A 23299-nucleotide genomic window follows, 5' to 3' on the forward strand; every position below is an offset into this window, starting at 1 on the left:
CCACACCGTATGCCGGAGGGCGGCACCCCCATGAGGGGTGCCGCCCTCCGCGCGTGCCGCCAGCGGACGGCATAGGTGCGTGGTCAAGCGGTCAGGCCGAGCCGGGACATGCGCTCGGTGTGGGCCTCGGCGAGCCGGGTGAACATCCGCGACAGCTCGACGAGGTCGTCGCCCGGGACGAGCAGGGCGACCAGCTCCGGGTGCACCGCGGCAAGCTGCTGGGCCTGGGACATCGCCTCGCCCATGAGCCGACGCCCCCACAGGGACAAGCGGCCGGCCGCGGCCGGATCGGCGTCCAGGACCTTGCGGAGCTCCTGCTGCACGAACTCCGCCTTGCCCTCCGACTGGAGCACCCGGTGCATGAGCGGCCGCTCCGCCTCGCCCACGAAGTCGCTCGCCTCGCGATAGAGGTCCATCGCCAGCCCGTCGCCCACATAGGCGTTGACCAGTCGCTCTGCCCAGGACCCGGGAGCGGTGCGACGGTGGAAGGCGTCGATGGCGTCCACGAACGGGGCCATGGCCTCCTGCGGGTCGGCGCCCAGCTCGCGGAGCCGCTGCTCAAGGGCCTCGTAGTGCCGGAACTCGCGAGCTGCCAGCCGTCCCAGCCCGGCCCGGGCGGCCGTCGTCGGGGCCAGCTCGCTGTCCCCGGCCAGCCGGGCGAAGCCCGTGAGCTCGCCGTACGCCAGGGCTGCCAGGAGCTCGACCACGCCGTTGTGGGGTGCGGTGGACGCTGTGGGGGTCATGTGCACCCAGAGTAGTCGGCCCGCCGGTAGACTGGGGCGGACCAAGGTGCCCGGTCGGCACGAATCCAGGAGGACCACGTGGTCCCCTCCGCAGCGCTCAGGCTGCCCGAAGACCTCCGATCGGCTCCGCTCACCACGTGAGCCTCGTCGCAGGTCGCCGGCCGCCCCGCGGCTGTAGCCCCGGCGGCTCACCCTGCCCGACAGGACACCAGCATGACTGATCCCGACCTCGACACCTCCGTCGACGAGCAGACTCGCGCCGAGGCCGCGCAGGTCGCCCCCGAGCTGACCTTCGCCGACTTCGACGTCCACCCGGACATCGTGGCCTCGCTGGCCGCGCTCGGCATCGAGCACCCCTTCCCCATCCAAGCCATGACCCTTCCGGTCGCCCTGGGCGGCCACGACATCATCGGCCAGGCCAAGACCGGCACGGGCAAGACCCTGGGGTTCGGCATCCCGATGCTCGACCGGGTCGTCTCCCCGTCCGACGAGGGTTTCGCCGACCTGCGTCACGCCGGCAAGCCGCAGGCCCTGGCTGTCGCGCCCACCCGTGAGCTCGCCGTGCAGGTCGCCGGCGACCTGGAGCGAGCAGGGCGTCGGCGCGGCGTGCGCATCGCGACCATCTACGGCGGGCGCGCCTTCGAGCCCCAGGTCGAGCAGCTGCAGCGCGGCGTCGAGATCGTGGTGGGCACTCCCGGACGCCTGCTCGACCTCGCCAAGCAGGGGCACCTTGACCTCTCGCATGCCTCGATCGTCGTCCTGGACGAGGCCGACGAGATGCTCGACCTGGGCTTCCTGCCCGACGTCGAGCGGATCCTGGCGCTCACCGCCCCCAGCCGGCAGATGATGCTCTTCTCCGCCACGATGCCCGGTGCCGTCGTCGCGCTGGCCCGCCGCTACATGAGCCAGCCCACGCACATCCGCGCGATGGGCGACGAGACCGAGAACAAGCACACCGTCAAGGCCATCGAGCAGTTCGTCTACCGCGCCCACGCCCTCGACAAGGTCGAGATGCTCGCCCGCATGATGCAGGCCAGGGACCGCGGCCTGACCATCATCTTCAGCCGCACCAAGCGCACGGCGGCCAAGGTGGCCGACGAGCTCACCGACCGCGGCTTCGCGGCCGGTGCGATCCACGGCGACCTCGGCCAGGGTGCGCGGGAGCAGGCGCTGCGCGCGTTCCGCAACGGCAAGATCGACATCCTCGTAGCCACCGACGTCGCCGCCCGCGGCATCGACGTCGAGAACGTCACGCACGTCGTCAACTACCAGTGCCCCGAGGACGAGAAGACCTACGTCCACCGGATCGGCCGCACCGGCCGCGCAGGCCACACCGGCATCGCCGTGACCTTCGTCGACTGGGACGACGCGCCCCGCTGGGGCCTGATCAACAAGGCCCTCGACCTCGGGATCCCCGAGGCCGTGGAGACCTACTCCTCCTCCCCGCACCTGTACACCGACCTCGACATCCCGGAGGGCACCAAGGGGCGGCTCCCCCGGGCCGCCCGCACGCGGGAGGGCCTGGACGCCGAGCGTCTCGAGGACCTCGGCGAGACCGGCCAGCGTGCCGGCAAGGGGCGTCAGGGTGGCGGGGGTGGCCGCCGAGCCCGTGACGGCGGCAGCGGGGGACGCGACGGTGGCCGCGGCGACCGGGATGGCTCCCACGGCACCACCGAACGTGATCGCCGGTCCCCGGATGGCGGTGACGGTGGCCCGGCCCGCCCGCGTCGCAACCGCAGCCGCCGCCGCACCCGCGGTGGGCGCCCGATCGACGGCCAGGCTCCCACGCAGGGCGGTCAGGACTCCTGACGCAGGCGCCGCACGGCACCCTAGGTCTGCTGACTGCGCAGGTCACGGGCCCCTCGACGACATCGTTGAGGGGCCCGTGACCGTGTTGTCCGATTTGCCAGGCGGCGGTCAGACCCGACACAGTGGTTGCTTCCTGGGGACGACCAACGACGGGCCGGGATCCTCGGGGGGTCTGCTGGCCTCCTGAGGAGGAACCACCCATGTCCGATCAACCACCACGCACGGTGACGACTAACCCGACCGACGGAACCAGCGCGAAGCCCGACAGCACGGGGAGTCCGGCGCCCCAGGCGCCCGCGTCGGACGGCGCACCTGCTCCCGGTCACGACCACGAGCTCCTGACCGGCCTCACCAATCCCCTGCCGGAGTCCCAGCCGCGTCGGCCCGGGGTCGACCGGATCACCTTCGGTACCACCGCCGCCATCGCGCTCGGGTTCGTCGTGTGGGGCTTCGTCGGAACGTCATCGCTCTCGACCGCCTCCTCCTCGGCCCTGGACTGGGTGATGACCAACGCCGGCTGGAGCTTCGTGCTCATGGCCTCGATGTTCGTCGTGTTCGTCCTGTGGCTGGCGGCCAGCAAGTACGGCGAGATCCCGCTCGGCTCCGACCGCGAGGAGCCGGAGTTCTCCACCCGCTCCTGGATCGCCATGATGTTCAGCGCGGGCATGGGCATCGGTCTGATGTTCTACGGCACCGCCGAGCCCCTCAGCCACTACATCGCGCCGCCGCCGCGCTCGGGCGTGACCGGTCAGCAGCCGGAGGCGGTGCAGATCGCCATGGCGACCACGCTGTTCCACTGGTCCCTGCACCCCTGGGCCATCTACGCCGTCGTCGGCGTCGCCATCGCCTACTCGACCTTCCGCAAGGGGCGCAGCCAGCTCATCTCGTCGGTCTTTGCCCCGCTGCTCGGCCGTCACCGTGCCACGGGCCCGATCGGCCGCGTGATCGACATCCTGGCGATCTTTGCCACGCTCTTCGGCTCCGCCGCGTCGCTGGGCCTCGGGGCGCTGCAGATCGGCGCCGGTCTGGAGCTCAACGGCTGGGCCGCCGGCGTCACCGCTCCGCTGCTGGTCGGGATCATCGCCGTCCTGACCGTCTGCTTCATCGCCTCCGCGGTCAGCGGCATCGCCCGTGGCGTGGAGATGCTCTCAAACGTCAACATGGTCCTCGCGCTGCTGCTCGCCGTCTTCGTCTTCCTCGTCGGCCCCACCCTGTTCATCCTCGACCTCCTGCCCAACGCCCTGGGGTCCTACGCCGACCAGCTGGCCCGCATGGCGGCTCGGTCCGACGCCAGCGGCCTCGAGCCGATGAAGGCGTGGCTGTCCAGCTGGACGGTCTTCTACTGGGCGTGGTGGATCTCGTGGACGCCGTTCGTCGGGATGTTCATCGCCCGCATCTCACGCGGCCGTACCATCCGGCAGTTCGTGACCGGCGTGCTGCTCGTCCCGAGCCTCGTCTCCCTCGTGTGGTTCGCGATCTTCGGCGGCGCCGCCATCGACGCCCAGCGCACCCACCAGGACATGGCCAGCTCGGTGGACGGCGTGCTGACCGTCGACACCAACGCCTCGCTCTTCCAGCTGCTCAACCACTATCCCTTCGCGGGCGTCACGACGGTGCTCGTGATGATCCTGGTCGCCAGCTTCTTCGTCTCGGGCGCCGACGCCGCATCCATCGTGATGGGTACCCTCTCGGAGTACGGCACCATCGAGCCGACGCGCAAGACCGTGGTCTTCTGGGGCGCGGCCACCGGGGCCGTGGCGGCGGTCATGCTGCTCGCGGGCAGCATCGCCGGTGACATGAAGGAAGCCCTCAACGGGCTGCAGAGCATGACGATCGTGTCGGCTCTCCCCTTCGGGATCGTGATGGCGGCGCTGTGCGTGGCCCTGGTCAAGGACCTGCGGACCGACCCGGTCGTGCGTCGCGCCGACCTGGCCACGCGCCTGGTCAACGAGGCCGTCGTCAAGGGCATCACCGACAACGGCCATGACGACCTCGAGATCGTCGTGCGACCGGTGGGCGAGCCCGACCCGGAGCCCACGCGCACCCGCGTCTGGGACCGGCTGATCAAGACCTACACCCGCAGCTGACCCAGGTCTGCCCCCGGCGACCGAATGCGCCGGGGACGGGAGCCACCGAGGGGTCGCGCATGTCCTGTCGCACGACGTGCCGGATGACGTCGTGACCCCTCGGCGGCCCGCACGACCCCACTCGAGTCGGTCACGCCGGGTCGTCCGGCTCCAGGGCCGCCCACGGTGAGCGTTCGGGCACCTGGCTGCCCTCTGCGCAGCGCGCGCGGTAGTCGCACCACCCGCACAACGCCGACACGCGCGGAGGGAACTGGTCGGACTCGGGGCCGCGCCCCTGGAAGTCGGCGTCCGCGCGACGCAGGTCGAGCGCGATGGACTCCACCTCGGCGACCTTGCGGTCCAGGGACTCGGGCGTGTGCCGGTGCCGCGCCACGGCGCCCGTGGGCACGTGGTGCAGCTCGACGTCCACGCAGGGCCGCTGGAACATGCGGGCGACCGCCACGGCATACATCGCCATGGGCAGGGAGGTCCGCAGCTCCTCCACCGTGGAGGGCCGTCGTGAGGTCTTGTAGTCGACGACCACGAGCGCCCTGCCCCCGTCCGACGTCGGCCGATCGTCGAGCCGGTCGATCCTCCCGGTCAGGGCCACGGTCCGCGTGCGGACCGAGACGGTGCGCTCGATCCCGGTCGGACGGTTGCCGGGCGCGATCCCTCGCAGGTAGTCCGTGACCTCCTGCTGAGCCGTCCGCAGCCAGCGGCGGGACATGGCGGAGTCCCGGAAGCCCACGTCGACCCAGCTCTCCGCGACCAGGGCGTGCGCCCGGTCCACCGACCACTCGGCGACGGGGACGTCCCACCAGTCGCGCAGGGCGTTGTGCACGGCGATGCCGAGGCTGGTGTGGGCGCGCTGCGGGGCGGCCTGGGGCTTGGGGCGGTCGAGGTACTGCAGTCGGTAGCGCCGCGGGCAGTCGAGGTAGGCGAGCAGGCGGGACGGGCTGGCTGAGTACAGGCGCTGCGGCATGCCGGCGAAGGTGCCCTGGCCGGCCGGCTGGTCCGTGGACTGCTGCGTCATGCCTGCGACCCTAGGCACGTCGCCCGGAGCGAGCCACGCACCGCGCCGCCCTGTGGACGAGCGGGCTCGGGACGCGACGCGCTGTGGACGGCGGGGGTCAGGGACGCAGCACGGGCACGCCGCTCGCCCGGTCCTCGATCTGCTCCAGCACCCCGGGCGCCGTCGTGTGCTCGCCGATGCGGTTGAGCTTGCCGTCGCCGTGGTAGTCGCTGGACCCGGTCTGGAGCAGCCGCAGGGACCTGGCCATCGCGGCTCCGTGGGCGCGTTGGCGCGGGTCGTGATCGCGGTGGTCGATCTCCAGGCCGGCGAGACCCGCCTCGGCCATCGCCTCGATCACGGCGTCGTCGACCACGCGCCCACGCTTGGCGGCGAACGGGTGCGCCATCACCGGCACGCCCCCGGCCGCGATCACGAGCCGCACCGCCTCGACGGGGTCGGGTGCGTAGTGGGAGACGTAGTAGGGCGACCCGTCGTGCAGGTAGTCGCGGAAGACCGCGTTGCGGTCGGGCAGGGCACCGAGCGACACCAGGGCGTCCGCGATGTGCGGCCGCCCGATCGTGGCGCCCTCCCGCGCCTGCGCCAGGACGGTGTCGTAGGTCAGGTCGGGGAAGGGCTCCTGCAGCCGCTCGACGATGCGCCGCGCGCGGCTCTCGCGCGACTGCCGGGCGTGCTCGATCTCGGCACGCAGCCCCGCGTCGGCGGGGTCGTGCAGGTAGGCCAGCAGGTGGATGCCGATGCCCCGGTGGGCGCACGACATCTCCATCCCGCGCACGAGCGCCACGCCGGTCTCCTCGACGACGCTCGCCGCCTCGTCCCAGCCGCTCGTCGTGTCGTGGTCGGTGAGCGCGACGACGTCCAGCCCGGCGTCGCGTCCCGCCCGCAGCACGTCCCCGGGCGGTTGCGTGCCGTCGCTCGCCAGCGAGTGCGTGTGCAGGTCGATGCGCATCCCACCAATCTAGGGCCTGCGCGCGTCCGGACAGGTCAGCGGCGGGGCATCAGGACGGTGTAGTCCAGGTCGAGCACGACGTGCGGCAGATATCTGCCGTCCTCGCCGCGCAGCGGGAAGTCCGCGCAGGGGTGGTCCTTGGCCGCGACGGTGCGGATCCGCAAGGCACCGACGTCGTGCCGGCCGGGCAGCTCGAGCCGCTCCAGCACCTCCGACCACGCATAGATCGTGTCCCCGGCGAAGGTCGGGTTGGCGTGGTTGCCACCGTTCACGGCCGCCACGGACAGGGCGTTGCCCAGGCCGTTGAAGGACAGCGCCCGGGCGAGGGAGATGACGTGGCCCCCGTAGATCAGACGACGACCGGTCCTGGTGGTCGCCTGTGCGTGCTGGTCGAAGTGGACCTTGGCGGTGTTCTGGTAGAGCCGGGTGGCCAGCATGTGGTCCGACTCCTCGATGGTCATGCCGTCGGCGTGGTCGATCCGCTCGCCGACCTCGTAGTCGTCCCAGAGGTAGGGGCTGCCCGCGAGCGCCGTGTCGTAGCCCCCGACGACGCGCCACGGCACGACCAGGTCCTCGGCCGGCACCGCGCCCGGCAGCTCGGGGATGGTCGCCTCGCCGAGCTCGTCGGCCGCGACGCGAGAGCGTCGGTTGACCATCACCCAGCGCACGTAGTCCACGACCGCGACGTCGTGCTGGTTGCGCCCGATCGTCCGCACGTAGACGTTGCCGGTGGCCCCGCTGGAGTTGGGCTTCAGCCCGATCACCGTGGACGTGGCGGTCAGGGTGTCGCCGACGTGGACCGGAGCCCCGAACCGGCCCCCGGCATACCCGAGGTTGGCCACGGCGTTGAGCGAGACGTCCGGCACCGACTTGCCGAAGACCACGTGGAAGGCGAGCAGTCCGTCGACCGGCATCCGCTCCATCCCGAGTCCCCGGGCGAAGGTCTGCGCCGACGTCAGCGCGAACCGCGCGCCGTACAACGCGGTGTACAAGGAGACGTCACCCTCGGTGATGGTCCGGGGGGTCGCGTGGACGATCTCCTGCCCCAGCGCGAAGTCCTCGAAGTAGTTGCCGGCCATGGTCTTGGACATGGCGACCATGCTGCCGCAGCCCGTCTGCGGTCGGCACCCGGGCGCGGCGTGCCCTTGCTCACTCCGGCCGTATGCCGTCCCCCGGCACGACGGGGATGGTGCCCGTGGTCGCCGCCTCGAGCCGCTGGGTGGCACCCTCGGCCTCGGGGCTGCCGGCCGCCGCCGACTTCTCCGCCCGGGAGCCGTCGCCGCGCGGCGAGGCGTGGCGCAGGTTGCCCCGCCCCTGACGGGCGAGGTAGGTGCCGAGCGAGGCCCCGGCGGCCAGCGCGAGGCCGACGCCCGCGGCGTTGAGCAGCGTCATCGTCCCCTCGCCGGCGGAGGTGCGCGAGCCCGCATGCACCATGATCTCCAGGAGTCCGCGATAGACCATCGAGCCAGGCATCAGCGGCACCAGCGCGGCGGTGGTGAGGGCGAGCGACGGGACCGTCAGGCGGCGGCCGAGGTGCACGGAGACCAGGGTTGCCACGAAGGCGCCGACGGCGCTGGACGAGATGCTGCCGAGGCCGAGGAGGGTGCCGCCGAGGTAGCCGACCCACCCCAGCACACCCATCCCGGCGCACAACACCACGGTCCTTGGGCCGGCATAGGTGGAGATGGCGAAGAACGCGGAGATCAGCAGCGAGCCGCCCAGCTGCTGGCCGAGGCTCCCGAGGGGCGGGGCGGCGCCGCTGAGGACCACGGGGACCCCCACCCGCTGGGCGAGCTGGAGGGTGATCAGGATGCCCACGACGATCCCGAGGGTGAGGATGACGACCTCGAAGGACCGGGCGCCGGCGGTGACGTAGTAGCCGTCGATGGCGTCCTGCGCAGCACCGACGACGGACAGCCCGGAGAGCATCATGACGATGCCTCCCGCGACGATCAGCTCCGGGCGCACCCCCTCGAGCCACGTGATGCCCTGGTAGGCGCCGGCCATCAGGGCGGTCGCGGCGACGGTCGGCACGGCGGCCGCGCACGCCTGCATGAAGAACGGCGGCACCTGCTTGCGCGCCAGCCAGCAGATGAGCAGGTCGATCGCCGCGGAGGCGAGGAACGCGACCACGGTGATCAGGAGGGAGGCGTCGAGCAGCACGCACACGGCCCCGGCCACGCCGGCGTTGCCGAAGGTCACGACCCACCGGCGGTAAGGGTGGGGGGCCCGCACGATGGCGGCGAAGAGCTCGAACGCCTCGTCGACGTCCTGGTCCTCCTCGATGCGTTGGACAAGCGCCTGCAGGCGCTGCAGGCGGGTGTAGTCGATGCTGCGGGCCCGCACGACGCGTAGCGTCGTCAGCGGCTCGCGGTCGTGCCCGCGGTAGTAGGACACCGAGATGGAGGTGTAGGTGACGTCCACGTGGACGGCCTTGAGGCCGAAGGCCTTGGTGATGCGCAGGGCGTCGAGCGTGACGTCGTTGGCCGAGGCCCCGTGCGACAGCATCATCTCCGCGACGCGCATCGCGAGGTCCAGCGCCTTGCGGCTCAGGGTCGGGTCCACCTCGTCGGGGTGCAGCTGGAGGACGCTCGTGCCGTCGCTCGGCCGAAAGACGCGGACGGCCTGCTGGGCCGTGCGTCGCAGCCCCCGGGGCGCGGACGGGCGCCGCGGCAGGGGCGACGACGGGTAGGACGGCTCGGTCACGCTCCGTACTGTCCCCGGCGCTGCACCCGCGGCGCAAGCCGCCTCCCCGTGCGTGGCACGATGGTCGCCATGACGAGCGAAGAGCAGCCGAAGGCCGAGCACCGGAGCCGCCCCACCAGCGCCGAGTTCCGCGACTTCGTGGCGACGGGGTGGTCGCCACGAGCGAGCGAGCCGACGCCCCGCTCCGAGGTCGCCGACGTGACGGCGCCCCGCCGCGAGGCGGTGTCGGCGGAGTTCACCGGCGAGCGGCTCGTCATACCGGCCGGTGGTCTCAAGGTTCGCAGCAACGACTGCGACTACGTCTTCCGCCCGCACACGGCCTTCGCCTGGCTGAGCGGGCTCGGCGCCGACCGCGAGCCCGACGCCGTCCTCGTGCTGGACCCGCTCGCCGAGGGCGGCCACGAGACCACCCTGTTCTTCCGGCCGTTGGCCCCGCGCGACAGCGAGGAGTTCTTTGCCGACAGCCGGTATGGCGAGTTCTGGGTCGGCGCCAGGCCCACCATCGCCGACGTGGAGTCCGAGCTCGGCGTGCGGGCCCGCCACATCGACGAGCTCAAGGACGTCCTCGCCAAGGACGCCGGCCAGGTGCAGCTGCGGGTCGTCCGCGACGCCGACGCCGCCGTCACGGCGCTGGTCGACGAGGTGCGTCAGGAGGCGGGCGTCACCGAGTCCCAGACCGAGGCGGACGAGGCGCTGTCCCGCTCGCTGTCCACCCGACGCATGGTCAAGGACGACTGGGAGGTCGGCGAGCTGCGCAAGGCCGTGGCCGCCACGCACCACGGCTTCGAGGGGGTCATCGCCGACCTGCCGGAGGCGGTCCGTCGCGGTCGGGGCGAGCGTTGGGTCGAGGGCGTCTTCGGCCTGTACGCCCGGCACGAGGGCAACGGCGTCGGCTACGACTCGATCTGCGCGTCCGGCGACCACGCCAACACGCTGCACTGGATCAAGAACACCGGGGACATCCGCGACGGCGACCTGATCCTGGTGGACGCGGGCGTGGAGGTCGACTCGCTGTTCACCGCGGACGTGACCCGCACGCTGCCCGTCAGCGGCCGGTTCAGCGAGCCGCAGCGGCGGGTCTACGAGGCGGTGCTCGCCGCGCAGGAGGCGGGCCTCGCCGCCGTGAAGCCGGGCAACAGGTTCAAGGACGTGCATGCCGCCGCCATCCGGGTCATCGCCGAGCACCTGCACGGGTGGGGCCTGCTGCCGGACGGCGTCACGGTCGAGCAGACCCTCGACGCCGAGCACGGGCAGTACCACCGCCGCTGGATGGTGCACGGCACCTCGCACCACCTCGGCATGGACGTCCACGACTGCCAGCTCGCCCTGCGCGAGGACTACATGGACGCCGAGCTGGTGCCGGGGATGGTGCTGACCGTCGAGCCGGGGTTGTACTTCAAGGCGGACGACGAGCTCGTCCCGGACGACCTGCGGGGCATCGGCGTGCGCATCGAGGACGACGTGCTCGTGACGCGAGACGGCCACGAGAACCTCTCGGGCGACATGCCGCGGACGGTCGAGGACGTGGAGCGCTGGATGGCCCACGTCCAGGAGCGCGGCCGCCCCTGAGCGTCGGCGGCGGGGTCAGCGGCGCTGGTCGTCCTCGCCCACGCGGGTGGCGCCCCCGTCCACGCCCTGGTGGGTCCGGGGCAGGTCGTCGGGCTGCTGCCCGGCCGACGGCGGGGGCGGCACGTCCTGCTGGTGCGCGGGCCCCCCTGCGCGCCGAGCAGGCCGGCGCTACGGAGCATCTCGCGGGCCTGAGCCTGGACCTGGTGCTCGACGAGCACCTCGTACTTGGTGGCCACGACCTGCGAGATCGAGGTGAAGTCGCGCTTGCCGCGGGTGAACGCGTAGCCGAGCAGCGCCCAGACGAGGCCGAACAGCGCGCCGAACAGGACGGTCGTGATCACCGTGCGCATCCCCTGGCCGTCGAAGATCGAGAAGATAAGCCCGACGAACAGACCCATCCACATGCCCGAGGCGAGGCCGCCCAGGGCGACCTTCTGCTGGGTGAGGCGCCCGGTCACGCGCTCGACCTGACGCAGGTCGGTGCCCACGATCATGACGTTCTGCACCGGGAAGGCGTTGTCGGCCAGGTGGTCGACGGCCTCCTGCGCCTGGGTGTACCGGTCGAAGACGGCCACGGACGCCGGCCACTCGAGGGTGAGGCGCTCCGCCATGGACGCGGCGCCGGGGGTGTTGATCGGGCTCGGGGACATGGTCGCCATTATGCCGTCCGGCCCCGGACCCACGCTGGACGTCCACGGCCGCCGGACCGGACGCTACTCACCGTCTGGCGTAGTCCTTGAGCAGACGGCGGCCGATGATCATCTTCTGGATCTCCGCGGTGCCCTCGCCGATGAGCAGCATCGGCGCCTCGCGGTAGAGGCGCTCGATCTCGTACTCCTTGGAGTAGCCGTACCCGCCGTGGATGCGGAAGGACTGCTCGACCACGTCGGCGCAGTACTCGGCGGCAAGGTACTTGGCCATGCCGGCCTCCAGGTCGTTGCGCTCGCCCTTGTCCTTGAGGCGGGCGGCCTTGACCATCATCTGGTGCGCCGCCTCGCACTTCGTGGCCATGTCGGCGAGGCGGAAGAGGATCGCCTGGTGGTCGATGATCTTCTTGCCGAAGGTCTCGCGCTGCTGGGCGTAGTCGATGCCGAGCTCGAAGGCTCGCTGGGCGACCCCGCACGCCCGGGCAGCGACGTTGACGCGCCCGACCTCGACGCCGTCCATCATCTGGTAGAAGCCCTGGCCGGGCTCGCCGCCGAGGATCTGCGCGGTCGTGGTCTGGTAGCCGTCGAGGACGAGCTCGGTCGTGTCGACGCCCTTGTAGCCCATCTTGTCGATCTTGCCGGGGACGGTGACGCCGGGCGCGACCTCCCCGAAGCCGGGTTCCTTCTCGACCAGGAAGGTCGTCATGTTCTTGTAGACCGAGTCGGCGCCGGTGTCGGTCTTGACGAGCACCGCGACGAGGGTGGAGGAGCCGCCGTTGGTCAGCCACATCTTCTGCGCGTTGATGGTCCACGCGTCGCCCTCACCGGGGACGGCCTTGGACTTGATGGCGGAGACGTCGGAGCCGCAGCCCGGCTCACTCATCGAGAAGGCCCCGCGGATCTCGCCGGTCGCCATCTTGGGCAGGTACTTCTGCTTCTGCTCCTCCGTGCCGTGCTGCAGCAGCATGTAGGCCACGATGAAGTGGGTGTTGATGATGCCGCTGACGCTCATCCAGCCGCGCGCGATCTCCTCGACCGTCAGCGCGTAGGTCAGCAGCGACTCCCCCAGCCCGCCGTACTCCTCCGGGATCATCAGGCCGAAGATCCCCATCTCCTTCATGCCCTCGACGATCTGCGTCGGGTACTCGTCCTGGTGCTCCAGCTCCGTCGCGACGGGGATGATCTGCTCGTCGACGAACTCCCGCACCAGCGCGAGCAGCTCGCCCTGCTCCTCGGTCAGTCCGTCGGTGGTCTGGATGCGTCCCATGGGGATCTCCCGGATTCGGTGGTGGGTGGCCTCGGTCTACCAGGGAGTATGACGAAAGGCCGTGGCCGCCGACAGGCCGGGCCGCCGTGAGCCTCACCACGCGACCCCACCCGCCGGGTGCGCGGGAGGGAAAAGGGGTTGCCGGCGCGGTGCGGTGTCGCGGACAGTGGGTGGGCCTGCCGCCATACGGCCAGGCACCGGACGATCTCCAGGAGGTGGCGACATGACGGTCCTCGTGCGCCAGCACCGCCCCGACATCCCCTCCCACCTGGAGATCTCTCATGAACTTCCCTGCCCAGCAGGATCTTTCGTCTGACTCATCGCCTGATGGCCCGCCCGAGGGTGACCGCTGGTCCACCTGGGACGGTGCGCAGCACGGCCCCGAGCCCCACCCCGGCTGGGTGGTGACCGCCCTCGGCGCCGTCGACCAGGACCTCGGCGTCCTCAAGACCGGCAAGGAGGCCGACGTCCACCTCGTCCGACGCTGGGTCCCCGGGGTCGACGGCTCCGAGGTCGCCCTGGCGGCCAAGCGCTATCGCAGCAACCAGCGCCGCCTGTTCCACCGCGACGCGGGCTATCTCGAGGGCCGTCGCGTCCGCAAGTCGCGCGAGACGCGCGCCATGGCGCACCGCACGGCCTTCGGCAAGGAGGTGATCTCGGGCCTGTGGGCGGGCGCGGAGTTCGCCGCCCTGGGGACCCTGTGGGAGGCCGGGCTGCCGGTCCCCTACCCCGTCTCCCTCGACGGGACCGAGATGCTCATGGAGTTCATCGGTATGACGGACGGCCCGACGCCCGTGGCGGCACCGCGACTGGCCGGGTCGAGGCCGGAGCCCGACCTGCTGGCCGAGCTGTGGCAGCAGCTGCGGACCGCGATGCTGCGGCTGGCCTCGATGGGCTGGACGCACGGCGACCTGTCGCCGTACAACGTGCTGCTGCACGACGAGCAGCTCGTCATCATCGACTGGCCGCAGATCGTGGACGTCATCGGCAACCCGCACGGCTTCGAGATCCTCGAGCGGGACGCGACGCACATGTGCGACTGGTTCGTGCGACGCGGGCTCGAGGTGGACGCCGGTGAGCTGGTGGGCGAGCTCGTCGCCGAGGCGACCGCGCGCTACTGACGCCGGCTGCGCTCTTGACCCGGCTGACCCAGCTGACCCCTGCTGCCCGCAGACAGGTGAGGAGGCCGCCGGCACCCCCATGCCGACGGCCTCCTCGGACCGGTCCGAAGGGTGTTGGATCGACCGGTCGTGCGTGCCGGTTCGAGCCCCCGCAAGACCCGGCACATCTCGTACGACGCCGCACCCCGCCATCAGGTTGGGGCCCCCTTCGCGATGTCTCCGCGGGGTCTCCGTGGTCAGTAGACGACCACCGACCCGCGCAGCCCGATCAGCCGCTGACCACGCAGCTCGTCCATGTTGGCGTTGTGGATGCGGACGCACCCGTGGCTGCTCGGGTAGGCCCCGATGTCGAAGCGGCTGCCGTGCACCGCGATGCCGCCGTTGAAGTACATCGGGCGGTACATGCTGCCGAGCCGGCCGTGCTGCCAGCCGGACCCGTCGCCGTACTGCGTCCAGAACCGGAAGCCGCCCGACGGCGTGACGGCGCGCACCCACCGGCCGCGGTCGCGGTAGCGCTTGTTGTTGCCGGTGCTGACGTTGTAGATCCGCGAGACCCGGCCGCCGTCCACGACGTACAACGTCTGACGGGCCTTGTCGATCTCGATCACGTGGCCCGAGCGGCTGCGGGCGGCAGGACGGATGCCCTTGCTCGCGGCGGCCTGGGTGCGGGCGTCGGCGACGCCGGTGCGTGGCAGGCCGGCCACCTTCTGCAGCGCCATGACGGCCTGGCGGGTGCGGGCGGCGTACACGCCGTCGACCCGGCCGAGGCTGTAGCCGAGCGCGTTGAGCCTGCTCTGCAGGGCCGTGACGGCCGGACCGCGCGAACCGACGCGCAGGGTGCGGGCGGCGGCCCGGGGAGCCAGGGCGACCTGCGCCGCGCTGACAGGTGCCGAGCTGACGAGCGTCGAGCTGACGGGTGACGCGCTGATGCGTGCCGGTGCGACGGGCGCGGACTGGGCCGTGGTCCCCCCGACCACGGCGCCGCCCGTGAGCATCGCTGACGCGGCGAGGAGCGTGACACCGCGACGGATGGTGGAGCTGCTCATGATGGTCCCCCCTCTGGGACGTGCTTCCTTGACACCCTCAGGACGTCGTGGCGGGGCACAAGGTTGCACGCCGATAAGGTGACCCCCGTGAGTCTCCGTCGCGTCTTCGTCGCCCGCCTCGCCGGCATCGCGGTCTTCGACCCGCTCGGTGACCAGGTGGGGCGCGTCCGCGACGTCGTCGTGAGCTTCAGCGCGACCCGCCGCAAGCCCCGCGTCCTCGGCCTCGTCGTCGAGGTGCCCGGCCGGCGCCGCGTCTTCGTGCCGATCACGCGGGTCACCAGCATCGACGCGGGCCAGGTCATCACCACCGGCCTGGTCAACATGCGCCGCTTCGAGCAGCGCCCCACCGAGTCGCTGGTCCTGGCCGAGCTGCTGGACCGTGCCGTGACCGTGCGCCAGCCCGCCGAGGAGCCCTTCGAGGCCACGGTCGAAGACCTCGCGATCGAGCAGGACCGGCCACGCGAGTGGTCGGTCACCAAGGTCTTCGTGCGGCGAGGGCACGTGAGCGGCAGCCTGTCGCTGCGCCGGCTCACCGGCCGTCGCGGGGAGACGCTGATCGTCGACGTGCTCGAGACGGCCGGCCTCGCGACCCGGCACCAGGGACAGAGCGCCGCTCGCCTGCTCGAGGCCTACGACGACCTCAAGGCCGCCGACCTCGCCGAGGTCATCCACGAGCTGGCCCCCGGCCGGCGCGTCGAGGTGGCCAGCGCCCTCGACGACGAGAAGCTCGCCGACGTCATCGAGGAGCTCCCCGCCGACGACCAGATCGAGATCCTCACCCACCTCGAGACCGAGCGCGCGGCGGACGTCCTGGAGTTCATGCAGCCCGACGACGCGGCCGACCTGCTGTCCGAGCTGCCCGAGGCGACGCAGGAGCACTACCTGCAGCACATGGAGCCGGACGAGGCCGCCCCGCTGCGCCGCCTCATGGCCTATGACGACAACACGGCCGGCGGCCTGATGACCCCGGAGGCGATCATCCTCGGCCCGGACGCCACGATCGCCGAGGCGCTCGCCTGGGCCCGGCGCGAGGAGCTCTCCCCCGCGCTCGCGTCCCTCGTCTGCGTCTGCCGCCCGCCCCTCGAGACCCCCACCGGGCGCTATCTGGGGACCGTGCACATCCAGCGGCTGCTGCGCGAGCCCCCGCACAGCGCGCTGGGATCCATCCTCGACAAGGAGCTCGAGCCGCTGCAGCCGACCGACAGCCTGGGCACCGTCACGCGGATGCTCGCCAACTACAACCTCACCGGGGCCCCCGTGGTCGACGAGGACGGGCACCTCCTCGGGGTCGTGACCGTCGACGACGTGCTCGACCACATCCTCCCCGAGGACTGGCGCGAGGAGAGGCACGAGGTGACCCATGACTGAGCGCACCCGCCCCCAGGACCGCAACCGGCTGGACCAGCCGCAGGAGGCTCGGGTCAGGTTCCGTCGACCCGCGATCTTCTCCGAGGGCGCCTTCGGCTCGGCCAGCGAGGGCTTCGCCCGGTTCATGGGCACGCCGACCTTCCTCATCTGGATGACGATCTTCGTCGTCGTCTGGCTCGCGTGGAACACCTTCATGCCCGAGGCCGCGCAGTTCGACCCGCGGTCGCTCAACTACACGTTGCTGACCTTGATCCTGTCCCTCCAGGCCTCGTATGCCGCGCCCCTGCTGCTGCTCGCCCAGAACCGCCAGGACGACCGGGACCGCGTCGCCCTCGAGCAGGACCGCGCCCGGGACGAGCGCAACCTCGCCGACACCGAGTTCCTCACCCGTGAGGTCGCCGCGCTGCGGATCGCCCTGCGCGACATGGCGACCCGCGACTACCTGCGCTCCGAGCTGAGGGACCTGCTGGAGGAGCTGGAGGAGCGTGGCCTGGTCGCGGAGGCCACCGACGACGGCGACCCGGAGGCCGCGCGCCCCAAGAAGGCCAAGAAGAAGAGGGCCGCTCCCCCACCCCCGCCGATGCGGGGGCGTGAGGAGGGGCCGGGCGGGCGGCATACGATAGGAGGCATGTCTGCCCCGTCCCTGGACCTGATCCACGCCGCCCTGGCCACGGTCGACGACCCCGAGATCCGCAAGCCCATCACCGAGCTGGGGATGGTCGAGTCGGTCGACGTCGACGACGCGGGACGGGTCGCCGTCCGCGTGCTGCTGACCGTCGCCGGCTGTCCGATGAAGGACCCGATCCGCAGGGGCGTCACCGAGGCCGTCGCGCGCGTCGACGGCGTCACCGGCGTCTCCGTCGACCTTGGTGTGATGAGCGACGAGCAGCGCGGTGCCCTTCGCGACCAGCTGCGCGGTGGCCAGGCCGAGCGCGAGATCCCCTTTGCCAAGCCGGGATCCACGACCCGGGTGTATGCCGTCGCCTCCGGCAAGGGTGGTGTCGGCAAGAGCTCGGTCACCGTCAACCTCGCCGCGGCCCTCGCCCGCCAGGGCCTCAAGGTGGGCGTGGTCGACGCCGACATCTACGGCTTCTCGGTGCCGCGCATGCTGGGCGTCGAGCAGCAGCCGACCCAGGTCGACGACATGATCCTGCCGCCGGTCGCGCACGACGTGAAGGTCATCTCCGTCGGCATGTTCGTCGCCGGCAACCAGCCCGTCGTGTGGCGCGGGCCGATGCTGCACCGCGCTCTGCAGCAGTTCCTCGCGGACGTCTTCTGGGGCGACCTGGACGTGCTCCTGCTCGACCTGCCGCCGGGCACCGGCGACATCGCGATCTCGGTCGCGCAGCTCATCCCCGGCGCCGAGATCCTCGTTGTCACCACCCCGCAGCAGGCGGCGGCGGAGGTCGCCGAGCGCGCCGGGTCGATCGCCGTGCAGACGCACCAGCGGATCGTCGGGGTCGTGGAGAACATGTCCTGGCTGGAGCAGCCCGACGGCTCCCGGCTCGAGCTGTTCGGCTCCGGCGGCGGTCAGGCCGTGGCCGACTCGCTCTCACGCATCGTCGGCGCTCAGGTGCCGCTGCTCGGCCAGATCCCGCTCGACACCCGCCTGCGCGAGGGCGGCGACCAGGGCACCCCGGTCGTGCTGTCCGACCCCGACAGCGCCGCGGGCACGGCCCTCAACGCCATCGCCCGCGGGCTGGGCACGCGCTCGCGCGGCCTGGCCGGTCGCAAGCTGGGCCTGACGCCGACCGGTCGCTGACCCGGCGCGGCCTGACCGCGGACCACCTCTCGCGTCGCCGCACCTGTCTCACGCTGCAGCCCGAGGCACGTCCGGGGCGCCAGGGTCAGGTGGCCTCGGCGTCGAAGGGCGTGTAGGTCTGGTCGTAGCGCTGGCCCGGGCGGACAGGCTCCGGCTCGGGCTGCGCGGTCGCCAGGGTGGCGCCACCCGCCGCGGCCGCGGCGCCAGCCCCTGCGACCGTCGAGCCGGAGGGCCCGTCGTCGAGCAGGGCCTCGCGGACTATGCGGCGTGGGTCGTACTGCCGTGGGTCGTACTGCCGCCAGTCGATGTCGTCGAACTCCGGACCCATCTGGTCGCGCAGAGAGTTCTTGGCGCCCTCGGCGTAGGCCTTGGCCTGGCGGACGAGCTGACCGAGCTTGGCGGCATACTCCGGGAGGCGCTCCGGACCGAGCACGACGACGGCGATCACGATCAGGAGCAAGAACTCGGTGCCGTTGACGTCCGCCATGAGGGCGAGACTACTGCGTCGGGCTGCATGGCGGGGCGGGCCGAGGCGGACGGCCCACCCCGCCGAGGTGAACGTCGGGCGTCCGGCCGGTGAGCACCAGGTCAGACCCCGACCATGCCCAGGCGGCGCGGGCGCAGGGTGGTCGGCCGGGACGCCGCGGCGACGGGCTGGGTCCGCCGCGCGGGGTCGCGGTGTGCCAGCGCCGCCCGCAGCTGGGAACGGCCGCGGTGGATGCGCGAGCGCACCGTGCCGAGCTTGATGCCCAGCGTGTCCGCGATCTCGTCATAGGTGAGGCCCTCGATGTCGCACAGGACCACGGCGGCCCGGAACTCCGGCTTGAGCGAGTCCAGGGCCCGCTGCACGTCGTCGTCGAAGGTCGCGTCGGCGTACGCCTGCTCCGGGCCGACCTCGCGGCTGGGTAGGCGCGCGGCCCCCTCCTCGGAGAGGGCGTCGAACCGGATGCGCTGCTTGCGGCGCATCCGGTCGAGGAAGACGTTGGTGGTGATGCGGTGCAGCCAGCCCTCGAAGGTGCCAGGCTGGTAGCGGTCCAGCGACCGGAACACCCGGACGAAGACGTCGTGCGTGAGGTCCTCGGCGTCGTGCGGGTTGCCCGTGAGGCGGTAGGCGAGTCGGTAGACCCGGGCCGAGTGATCGCGCACCACCTCGTCCCACGTCGGGGGCACCCAGGAGTCCGTGGTGGCGACGGCACCCTCGGGCAGGGTGGTCGGGCCGACCGGCACGCTGGGGGCGGCGTGGCGTGGGTCGTGGGCGACGGGGATGGTCATCTGCTGCCTCTCGGGAGAGAGCGTCGGCGTTCGGGTCACGGTGGCTACCGCTCCATGGTCGACCACGGCGCTGGGCGATGCCTGGGAGATCCCTCGGAGCCCCGTGAGCGCGCCGCCGCCCCTCGGTAGACTCCTCGCCATGAGCACACAGAAGCCCGCCAGCTGGGCCTACGCCGAGGAGTTCGTCACGGAGGACCCGGTGGCGGAGCGGGCCCGCGAGCGTGGCCGGCAGCTGGGCTGCACCCCCGTGCTGCCCGGCGCGGCCGCCGCGCTGCGCCTGCTGGCGGCCAGCGTGGGGGCGCGGGCGGTCGTCGAGATCGGGACCGGCGCCGGCGTGTCCGGCCTGTGGCTCCTGCAGGGGATGGCGCCCGACGGCATCCTCACGACCATCGACGTCGAGCCCGCCAACCAGCGCGTGGCACGCGAGGCCTTCGCCGAGGCCGGCATCCCCCACCAGCGCACCCGCATCATCGCCGGGCGGGCCCTGGACGTCCTCCCCCGCCTCGCCGACGGCGCCTACGACATGGTCGTGGTGGACGGCGACAAGAACGAGTACCCCGCCTACGTCGACCAGGCCCTGCGCCTGCTCCGCAGCGGCGGGGTGCTGGCGATGGACAACATGCTGTGGCACGACCGCGTCGCCGACCCCGCCTCGCGCGACGAGCGCACCGCGCTGCTGCGCGACCTCGGCAAGGAGCTGCGTGAGCGCGACGACCTCGTGCCGGCGATGCTGGCGGCGGGCGACGGACTGCTCGCGGCCGTCAAGCGCTGACCAGCTCAGGCGAGCTCAGACGATCAGCGACGGACGCTGACGACGGACAGCGGGAAGGCGCCGACCCCGTCCGGGGTGGGCGCCTTCCCGCTATACGAGCCGTGCTGGTCGACCGGTCAGCCGGTCAGCCGGTCACCGTCTTGATGGCCTCGCCGAGTGCTGCGATCTCGTCGGGAGTCATCTCCACCACGAGGCGTCCGCCACCCTCCAAGGGCATGCGCAGGACGATGCCGCGCCCCTCCTTGGTCACCTCGAGGGGACCGTCTCCGGTCCTGGGCTTCATCGCCGCCATGCGCTTCCTCTTCCCTTATCAGTGCGACCCCACCCCACGGACGAGGCGCTGGGGTCGCAGACCTGCCTCCATTATCGCAAGTCTCGGGCCGTGGTTCCTAATCTCTGCCACAGGTGCGGCACGTCACGTCCCGTCGCGCTGGCGCCCGCGGGACCGGTCGCTAGATTGGGCGGCAGCCCTGCACCGCCGCAGACACCCCTCACCGAGGAGAGCTCGTGACCGACACGACCGTCCCCCAGCCCACCCCGTCCGCACCGTCCGGCGAGTCCCCCGTCCTCGTCTCCGTCGAGGATGGCGTGGGCATCGTGACCTTCAACCGTCCCGAGGCCATGAACTCGCTGGACATCCCCACCAAGGAGGCCTTCCTCGCCGCCCTGCGGCAGGTCGCCGACGACCCCGAGGTGCGGTGCGTCGTGCTCACCGGGTCGGGGCGGGCCTTCTGCGTGGGCCAGGACCTCAAGTCGCACGTCGAGCTGCTGCAGCGACGCGACCCGTCGCTGTGGGACACCGTGGCGCAGCACTACAACCCCGCGGTGACGCTGATCGCCACCATGGCCAAGCCGGTCATCGCCGCCGTCAACGGTGTGGCGGCAGGGGCGGGCGCCTCGTTCACCTTCGCGGCGGACTACCGCTTCCTGGCGGCGGGGGGCGGCTACAACTTCGCGTTCACCGGCATCGCCCTGTCCTGCGACACCGGCGCGTCATGGACGCTGCCGCGCCTGGTCGGGACGGCTCGCGCCAAGGAGCTGCTGATGTTTCCGCGGACCATCTCCGCGGCCGAGGCCAAGGAGCTGGGCCTGGTCAACGAGGTGGTCGAGGGCGACGTGATGGTCCCCGCCATGGACCTCGCCCGTCGTATGGCGAAGGGCCCGACGCTGGCGTACGCCGCCGTGCGGGAGGCCGTGCACCACTCCGCCGAGCACTCGTTCGCCGAGTCGCTGGCCCACGAGGCTGAGCTCATGAACCGCACCGGCAGCAGCGCCGACCATGTCGCTGCGGTCGACGCCTTCCTCGCCAAGCAGAAGCCGACCTTCGAGGGCCGCTGAGCCTGGGCCACACGTGACCACTCGCGAGAAGGGGGCGCCCCACCACCGACCAGTCGGGGGGAGGGGGCGCGCCATGACTGACCAGTCGCGGGAGGGGAGGGCGTCACGGGGGCCAGGACGCCGGCAGGTGCAGGACCAGGATCTCCTGGGTCCACCACACCTGCAGCGCCACGCCCAGACCCACGAGGGCAGCGGCCCGCACCACGGTGCTCACGGTCACCCGCAGGGTCGCCCCCACCCCCAGGACGGCTGCGGGAAACAGCAGGAGCAGGTAGCGATAGAGGCTCGTCCCCGGGTCCTGGACCGCGAAGAGGTAGAGCGGGTAGGCCAGCATCCACGTCCGCATCACCCACCCGAGGGGGCGGGCCCAGGGCCCGAGGGCCAGCAGGAGCAGGGCGAGCGTGTAGACCACGAGGACGACGAGGGCCCGGTCGTGGAAGAAGTACTGCGCGTTGGTCCACCACGGCACGAAGGGGGTGATCTCGTGACCCGCGCGCCAGGCGGCCATGGTGTCGGTGTAGCCGTCCCGCTGCCCCGTCACCCACCACACGACGGCCGGCCAGACCAGGCCCGCGATCCCGCACCCGACCGGCGTGGCGAGCATCCCCACCCACTCCCCCCGTCCGACCGGACGCTGCGCACGACGCCGCCAGCGCAGGACGACGGCGACCAGGGCGACCAGGCCGAGCGGGACGGCGATGGGGCGGGACAGGCCGATGAGCAGCGCCACCGCGACGGCGCCCCACCAGCGCTCCTGCTCCAGGAGCAGCAGGAAGGCCACGAGCAGGAGCATCGCCAGCGACTCGGTGTAGGCGATCTGCAGGACGGGGCTCGCGAGGTAGGTGGCCCACACCGCCATCGCCAGGACGGCCACCCCGTCGGACACGTGCCGGCGTAGCAGCACCACGAGCAGCACCGCTGCGGCGGCGCCGAGGATGGTGGCGAGGACCGCGCCGGCATACCGGAACTCCAGACCGGTGACCGCCATGAGTCCCCGGGCCAGGCCGGGGAAGAGCGGGTAGAACGCCCACTCGTTCTGCTGGGTCACGCCGGCGGCGTCGACGGGGATCGGCACGGGGTAGCCGTTCTCGGCGATGCGGCGGTACCACGTGCCGTCCCACATGAGGGTCATCCCCCAGTAGTCGACCGGGTCGCCGGTCCACCCGATGGGCACCTGGGACCGGGCGGCCCGGGCGATCAGCACCCCCGAGACGACCCGGGTGGCGGCATAGGTCAGCAGCGCCACGACCAGCAGCCGGGCCGTCCCCCAGCGCCCGGTGCCTCCCCGTGCCCCGGGGACGAGCGTCCGGGTGCCGACCGTGGCGCCCGCCGTCACGACGGCCGGTCGGGCTCGCGGGCGGGACGGGTGCCGGCGTCCGGGTCACGACGGGTCCACAGGCTGGCGCCCGCCGTCGGACGCACGATCTCGGACACGGCGAGCGGGCCGGCGGTGACGTCGGGGTGCGTCGCAGGGTCCACGGGGGCGCCCCGGCCGTCACCACGCCACGCGGGCTCGGCCCGCAGCCGGTCGATCTCGTGGTCGCGCGCGCGGAGCTCGTCGACGAGCCGGTCCAGCACCGCGTCGACCTGGTCCATGCGGTAGCCCCGCAGCACCTGGTCGAAGCGCAGGCCCCGCACCGTGTCGGTGGCCACGGGCCCGTCGGGCAGACCGGCATACGGCGAGCCCGAGGTCGGGTCCGCGAGCGCCTGGTCGGACAGCGACCCGGGGCGGGCGCCGACGGCCCACACGAGCGCCGCGGTCAGCAGGCCCACCACGAGCACGGTCAGGACGATCGTCAGCAACGGCACGCCCCCGATCGTGCCACGGGCACCC

The 23299-nt window shown here is 72.1% G+C and carries 20 protein-coding genes and 2 pseudogenes; 9 read left to right on the forward strand and 13 right to left on the reverse strand.

Features of this window, described 5'->3' with window-relative positions; all coding sequences use genetic code 11:
* Positions 1-83 precede the first annotated feature (83 nt).
* Positions 84-743, reverse strand: a complete 660-nt coding sequence (locus ACF3NS_RS00145; protein ID WP_154594617.1) for a ferritin-like fold-containing protein — start codon at positions 741-743, stop codon at positions 84-86.
* Between the two features lie 213 nt (positions 744-956).
* Here ACF3NS_RS00145 and ACF3NS_RS00150 point away from each other — a divergent pair, with 213 nt between their 5' ends.
* Positions 957-2552: a DEAD/DEAH box helicase gene (locus tag ACF3NS_RS00150; protein ID WP_154594618.1), complete on the forward strand. Its 1596-nt coding sequence runs from the start codon at positions 957-959 to the stop codon at positions 2550-2552.
* 200 nt (positions 2553-2752) lie between these two features.
* Positions 2753-4639 (forward strand): BCCT family transporter, encoded by a 1887-nt coding sequence (locus ACF3NS_RS00155; protein ID WP_392467193.1) that lies wholly within the window; start codon positions 2753-2755, stop codon positions 4637-4639.
* 130 nt (positions 4640-4769) lie between these two features.
* On the opposite strand, the gene ACF3NS_RS00160 is transcribed toward ACF3NS_RS00155, so the two are convergent.
* The 4 genes from ACF3NS_RS00160 to ACF3NS_RS00175 form a co-directional block, all read right to left on the reverse strand.
* The gene (locus tag ACF3NS_RS00160) at positions 4770-5651 is read right to left on the reverse strand and encodes a RecB family exonuclease (RefSeq protein ID WP_392467195.1); all 882 of its coding nucleotides are present in this window, start codon (positions 5649-5651) and stop codon (positions 4770-4772) included.
* Between the two features lie 97 nt (positions 5652-5748).
* Positions 5749-6597, reverse strand: a complete 849-nt coding sequence (locus ACF3NS_RS00165) for a PHP domain-containing protein (RefSeq protein ID WP_154594620.1) — start codon at positions 6595-6597, stop codon at positions 5749-5751.
* Positions 6598-6632: 35 nt separating this feature from the next.
* Positions 6633-7688, reverse strand: a complete 1056-nt coding sequence (locus ACF3NS_RS00170) for a MaoC family dehydratase (protein ID WP_154594621.1) — start codon at positions 7686-7688, stop codon at positions 6633-6635.
* A 58-nt stretch (positions 7689-7746) separates the two neighbouring features.
* Positions 7747-9303, reverse strand: a complete 1557-nt coding sequence (locus ACF3NS_RS00175; protein WP_392467197.1) for a threonine/serine exporter ThrE family protein — start codon at positions 9301-9303, stop codon at positions 7747-7749.
* Positions 9304-9372: 69 nt separating this feature from the next.
* On the opposite strand from ACF3NS_RS00175, the gene ACF3NS_RS00180 reads away from it, so the two are divergent.
* Entirely contained in the window at positions 9373-10872 is a 1500-nt protein-coding gene (locus ACF3NS_RS00180) for an aminopeptidase P family protein (RefSeq protein ID WP_154594623.1), read from the forward strand.
* A 413-nt stretch (positions 10873-11285) separates the two neighbouring features.
* Here ACF3NS_RS00180 and ACF3NS_RS00185 read toward each other — a convergent pair.
* Both ACF3NS_RS00185 and ACF3NS_RS00190 read right to left on the reverse strand, forming a co-directional pair.
* Positions 11286-11531: pseudogene (locus ACF3NS_RS00185) on the reverse strand (general stress protein); the annotation flags it as partial.
* A 58-nt stretch (positions 11532-11589) separates the two neighbouring features.
* Positions 11590-12786 carry an acyl-CoA dehydrogenase family protein gene (locus tag ACF3NS_RS00190; RefSeq protein ID WP_154594624.1) on the reverse strand — a complete coding sequence of 399 codons (1197 nt, stop codon included), beginning with the start codon at positions 12784-12786 and terminating at the stop codon, positions 11590-11592.
* A 401-nt stretch (positions 12787-13187) separates the two neighbouring features.
* Here ACF3NS_RS00190 and ACF3NS_RS00195 point away from each other — a divergent pair, with 401 nt between their 5' ends.
* Positions 13188-13907, forward strand: a complete 720-nt coding sequence (locus ACF3NS_RS00195; RefSeq protein WP_392467199.1) for a serine protein kinase RIO — start codon at positions 13188-13190, stop codon at positions 13905-13907.
* A 236-nt stretch (positions 13908-14143) separates the two neighbouring features.
* Here ACF3NS_RS00195 and ACF3NS_RS00200 read toward each other — a convergent pair whose 3' ends face one another.
* Complete coding sequence (locus ACF3NS_RS00200; protein ID WP_154594626.1) at positions 14144-14953, reverse strand: L,D-transpeptidase family protein; 810 nt, start codon at positions 14951-14953, stop codon at positions 14144-14146.
* 87 nt (positions 14954-15040) lie between these two features.
* Here ACF3NS_RS00200 and ACF3NS_RS00205 point away from each other — a divergent pair, with 87 nt between their 5' ends.
* From ACF3NS_RS00205 to ACF3NS_RS00215, 3 genes and pseudogenes are all read left to right on the forward strand, one after another.
* Positions 15041-16321: a magnesium transporter MgtE N-terminal domain-containing protein gene (locus ACF3NS_RS00205; RefSeq protein ID WP_288798394.1), complete on the forward strand. Its 1281-nt coding sequence runs from the start codon at positions 15041-15043 to the stop codon at positions 16319-16321.
* A gap of 124 nt (positions 16322-16445) precedes the next feature.
* Positions 16446-16748: pseudogene (locus tag ACF3NS_RS00210) on the forward strand (DUF1003 domain-containing protein); the annotation flags it as partial.
* A 201-nt stretch (positions 16749-16949) separates the two neighbouring features.
* Positions 16950-18083, forward strand: a complete 1134-nt coding sequence (locus tag ACF3NS_RS00215; protein WP_288798395.1) for an Mrp/NBP35 family ATP-binding protein — start codon at positions 16950-16952, stop codon at positions 18081-18083.
* Positions 18084-18168: 85 nt separating this feature from the next.
* Here the strand turns inward: ACF3NS_RS00215 and ACF3NS_RS00220 are convergent, their stop codons facing one another.
* Positions 18169-18570 (reverse strand): twin-arginine translocase TatA/TatE family subunit, encoded by a 402-nt coding sequence (locus ACF3NS_RS00220; RefSeq protein ID WP_154594630.1) that lies wholly within the window; start codon positions 18568-18570, stop codon positions 18169-18171.
* Between the two features lie 101 nt (positions 18571-18671).
* A complete protein-coding gene (gene sigE / locus ACF3NS_RS00225; RefSeq protein WP_154594631.1) occupies positions 18672-19355 on the reverse strand; it encodes an RNA polymerase sigma factor SigE in 684 nt (227 codons plus the stop codon).
* 139 nt (positions 19356-19494) lie between these two features.
* On the opposite strand from sigE, the gene ACF3NS_RS00230 reads away from it, so the two are divergent.
* Complete coding sequence (locus ACF3NS_RS00230; RefSeq protein WP_154594632.1) at positions 19495-20127, forward strand: O-methyltransferase; 633 nt, start codon at positions 19495-19497, stop codon at positions 20125-20127.
* Between the two features lie 124 nt (positions 20128-20251).
* Here ACF3NS_RS00230 and ACF3NS_RS00235 read toward each other — a convergent pair whose 3' ends face one another.
* Entirely contained in the window at positions 20252-20419 is a 168-nt protein-coding gene (locus tag ACF3NS_RS00235) for a DUF3117 domain-containing protein (protein WP_019286178.1), read from the reverse strand.
* A 215-nt stretch (positions 20420-20634) separates the two neighbouring features.
* Here ACF3NS_RS00235 and ACF3NS_RS00240 point away from each other — a divergent pair, with 215 nt between their 5' ends.
* Positions 20635-21465: an enoyl-CoA hydratase/isomerase family protein gene (locus tag ACF3NS_RS00240; protein WP_311966746.1), complete on the forward strand. Its 831-nt coding sequence runs from the start codon at positions 20635-20637 to the stop codon at positions 21463-21465.
* 103 nt (positions 21466-21568) lie between these two features.
* Here ACF3NS_RS00240 and ACF3NS_RS00245 read toward each other — a convergent pair whose 3' ends face one another.
* Together ACF3NS_RS00245 and ACF3NS_RS00250 are read right to left on the reverse strand one after the other, a co-directional pair.
* The gene (locus ACF3NS_RS00245; protein ID WP_392467202.1) at positions 21569-22801 is read right to left on the reverse strand and encodes a hypothetical protein; all 1233 of its coding nucleotides are present in this window, start codon (positions 22799-22801) and stop codon (positions 21569-21571) included.
* A complete protein-coding gene (locus ACF3NS_RS00250) occupies positions 22798-23274 on the reverse strand; it encodes a DivIVA domain-containing protein (protein WP_311966748.1) in 477 nt (158 codons plus the stop codon). The genes ACF3NS_RS00245 and ACF3NS_RS00250 overlap by 4 nt, the downstream gene beginning before the upstream one ends.
* Positions 23275-23299 lie beyond the last annotated feature (25 nt).

It is taken from the genome of Arsenicicoccus cauae, assembly GCF_043162025.1.
GTDB lineage: Bacteria > Actinomycetota > Actinomycetes > Actinomycetales > Dermatophilaceae > Arsenicicoccus > Arsenicicoccus cauae.

Coding starts and splice junctions, on each gene's coding strand:
- ACF3NS_RS00155 (WP_392467193.1), top strand. CDS start 2,753: ATGTCCGATCAACCACCACGCACGGTGACGACTAACCCGACCGACGGA.
- ACF3NS_RS00170 (WP_154594621.1), bottom strand. CDS start 7,688: ATGTCCAAGACCATGGCCGGCAACTACTTCGAGGACTTCGCGCTGGGG.
- ACF3NS_RS00180 (WP_154594623.1), top strand. CDS start 9,373: ATGACGAGCGAAGAGCAGCCGAAGGCCGAGCACCGGAGCCGCCCCACC.
- ACF3NS_RS00145 (WP_154594617.1), bottom strand. CDS start 743: ATGACCCCCACAGCGTCCACCGCACCCCACAACGGCGTGGTCGAGCTC.
- ACF3NS_RS00165 (WP_154594620.1), bottom strand. CDS start 6,597: ATGCGCATCGACCTGCACACGCACTCGCTGGCGAGCGACGGCACGCAA.
- ACF3NS_RS00220 (WP_154594630.1), bottom strand. CDS start 18,570: ATGGCGGACGTCAACGGCACCGAGTTCTTGCTCCTGATCGTGATCGCC.
- ACF3NS_RS00200 (WP_154594626.1), bottom strand. CDS start 14,953: ATGAGCAGCTCCACCATCCGTCGCGGTGTCACGCTCCTCGCCGCGTCA.
- ACF3NS_RS00235 (WP_019286178.1), bottom strand. CDS start 20,419: ATGGCGGCGATGAAGCCCAGGACCGGAGACGGTCCCCTCGAGGTGACC.
- ACF3NS_RS00230 (WP_154594632.1), top strand. CDS start 19,495: ATGAGCACACAGAAGCCCGCCAGCTGGGCCTACGCCGAGGAGTTCGTC.
- ACF3NS_RS00215 (WP_288798395.1), top strand. CDS start 16,950: ATGTCTGCCCCGTCCCTGGACCTGATCCACGCCGCCCTGGCCACGGTC.
- ACF3NS_RS00160 (WP_392467195.1), bottom strand. CDS start 5,651: ATGACGCAGCAGTCCACGGACCAGCCGGCCGGCCAGGGCACCTTCGCC.
- sigE (WP_154594631.1), bottom strand. CDS start 19,355: ATGACCATCCCCGTCGCCCACGACCCACGCCACGCCGCCCCCAGCGTG.
- ACF3NS_RS00150 (WP_154594618.1), top strand. CDS start 957: ATGACTGATCCCGACCTCGACACCTCCGTCGACGAGCAGACTCGCGCC.
- ACF3NS_RS00190 (WP_154594624.1), bottom strand. CDS start 12,786: ATGGGACGCATCCAGACCACCGACGGACTGACCGAGGAGCAGGGCGAG.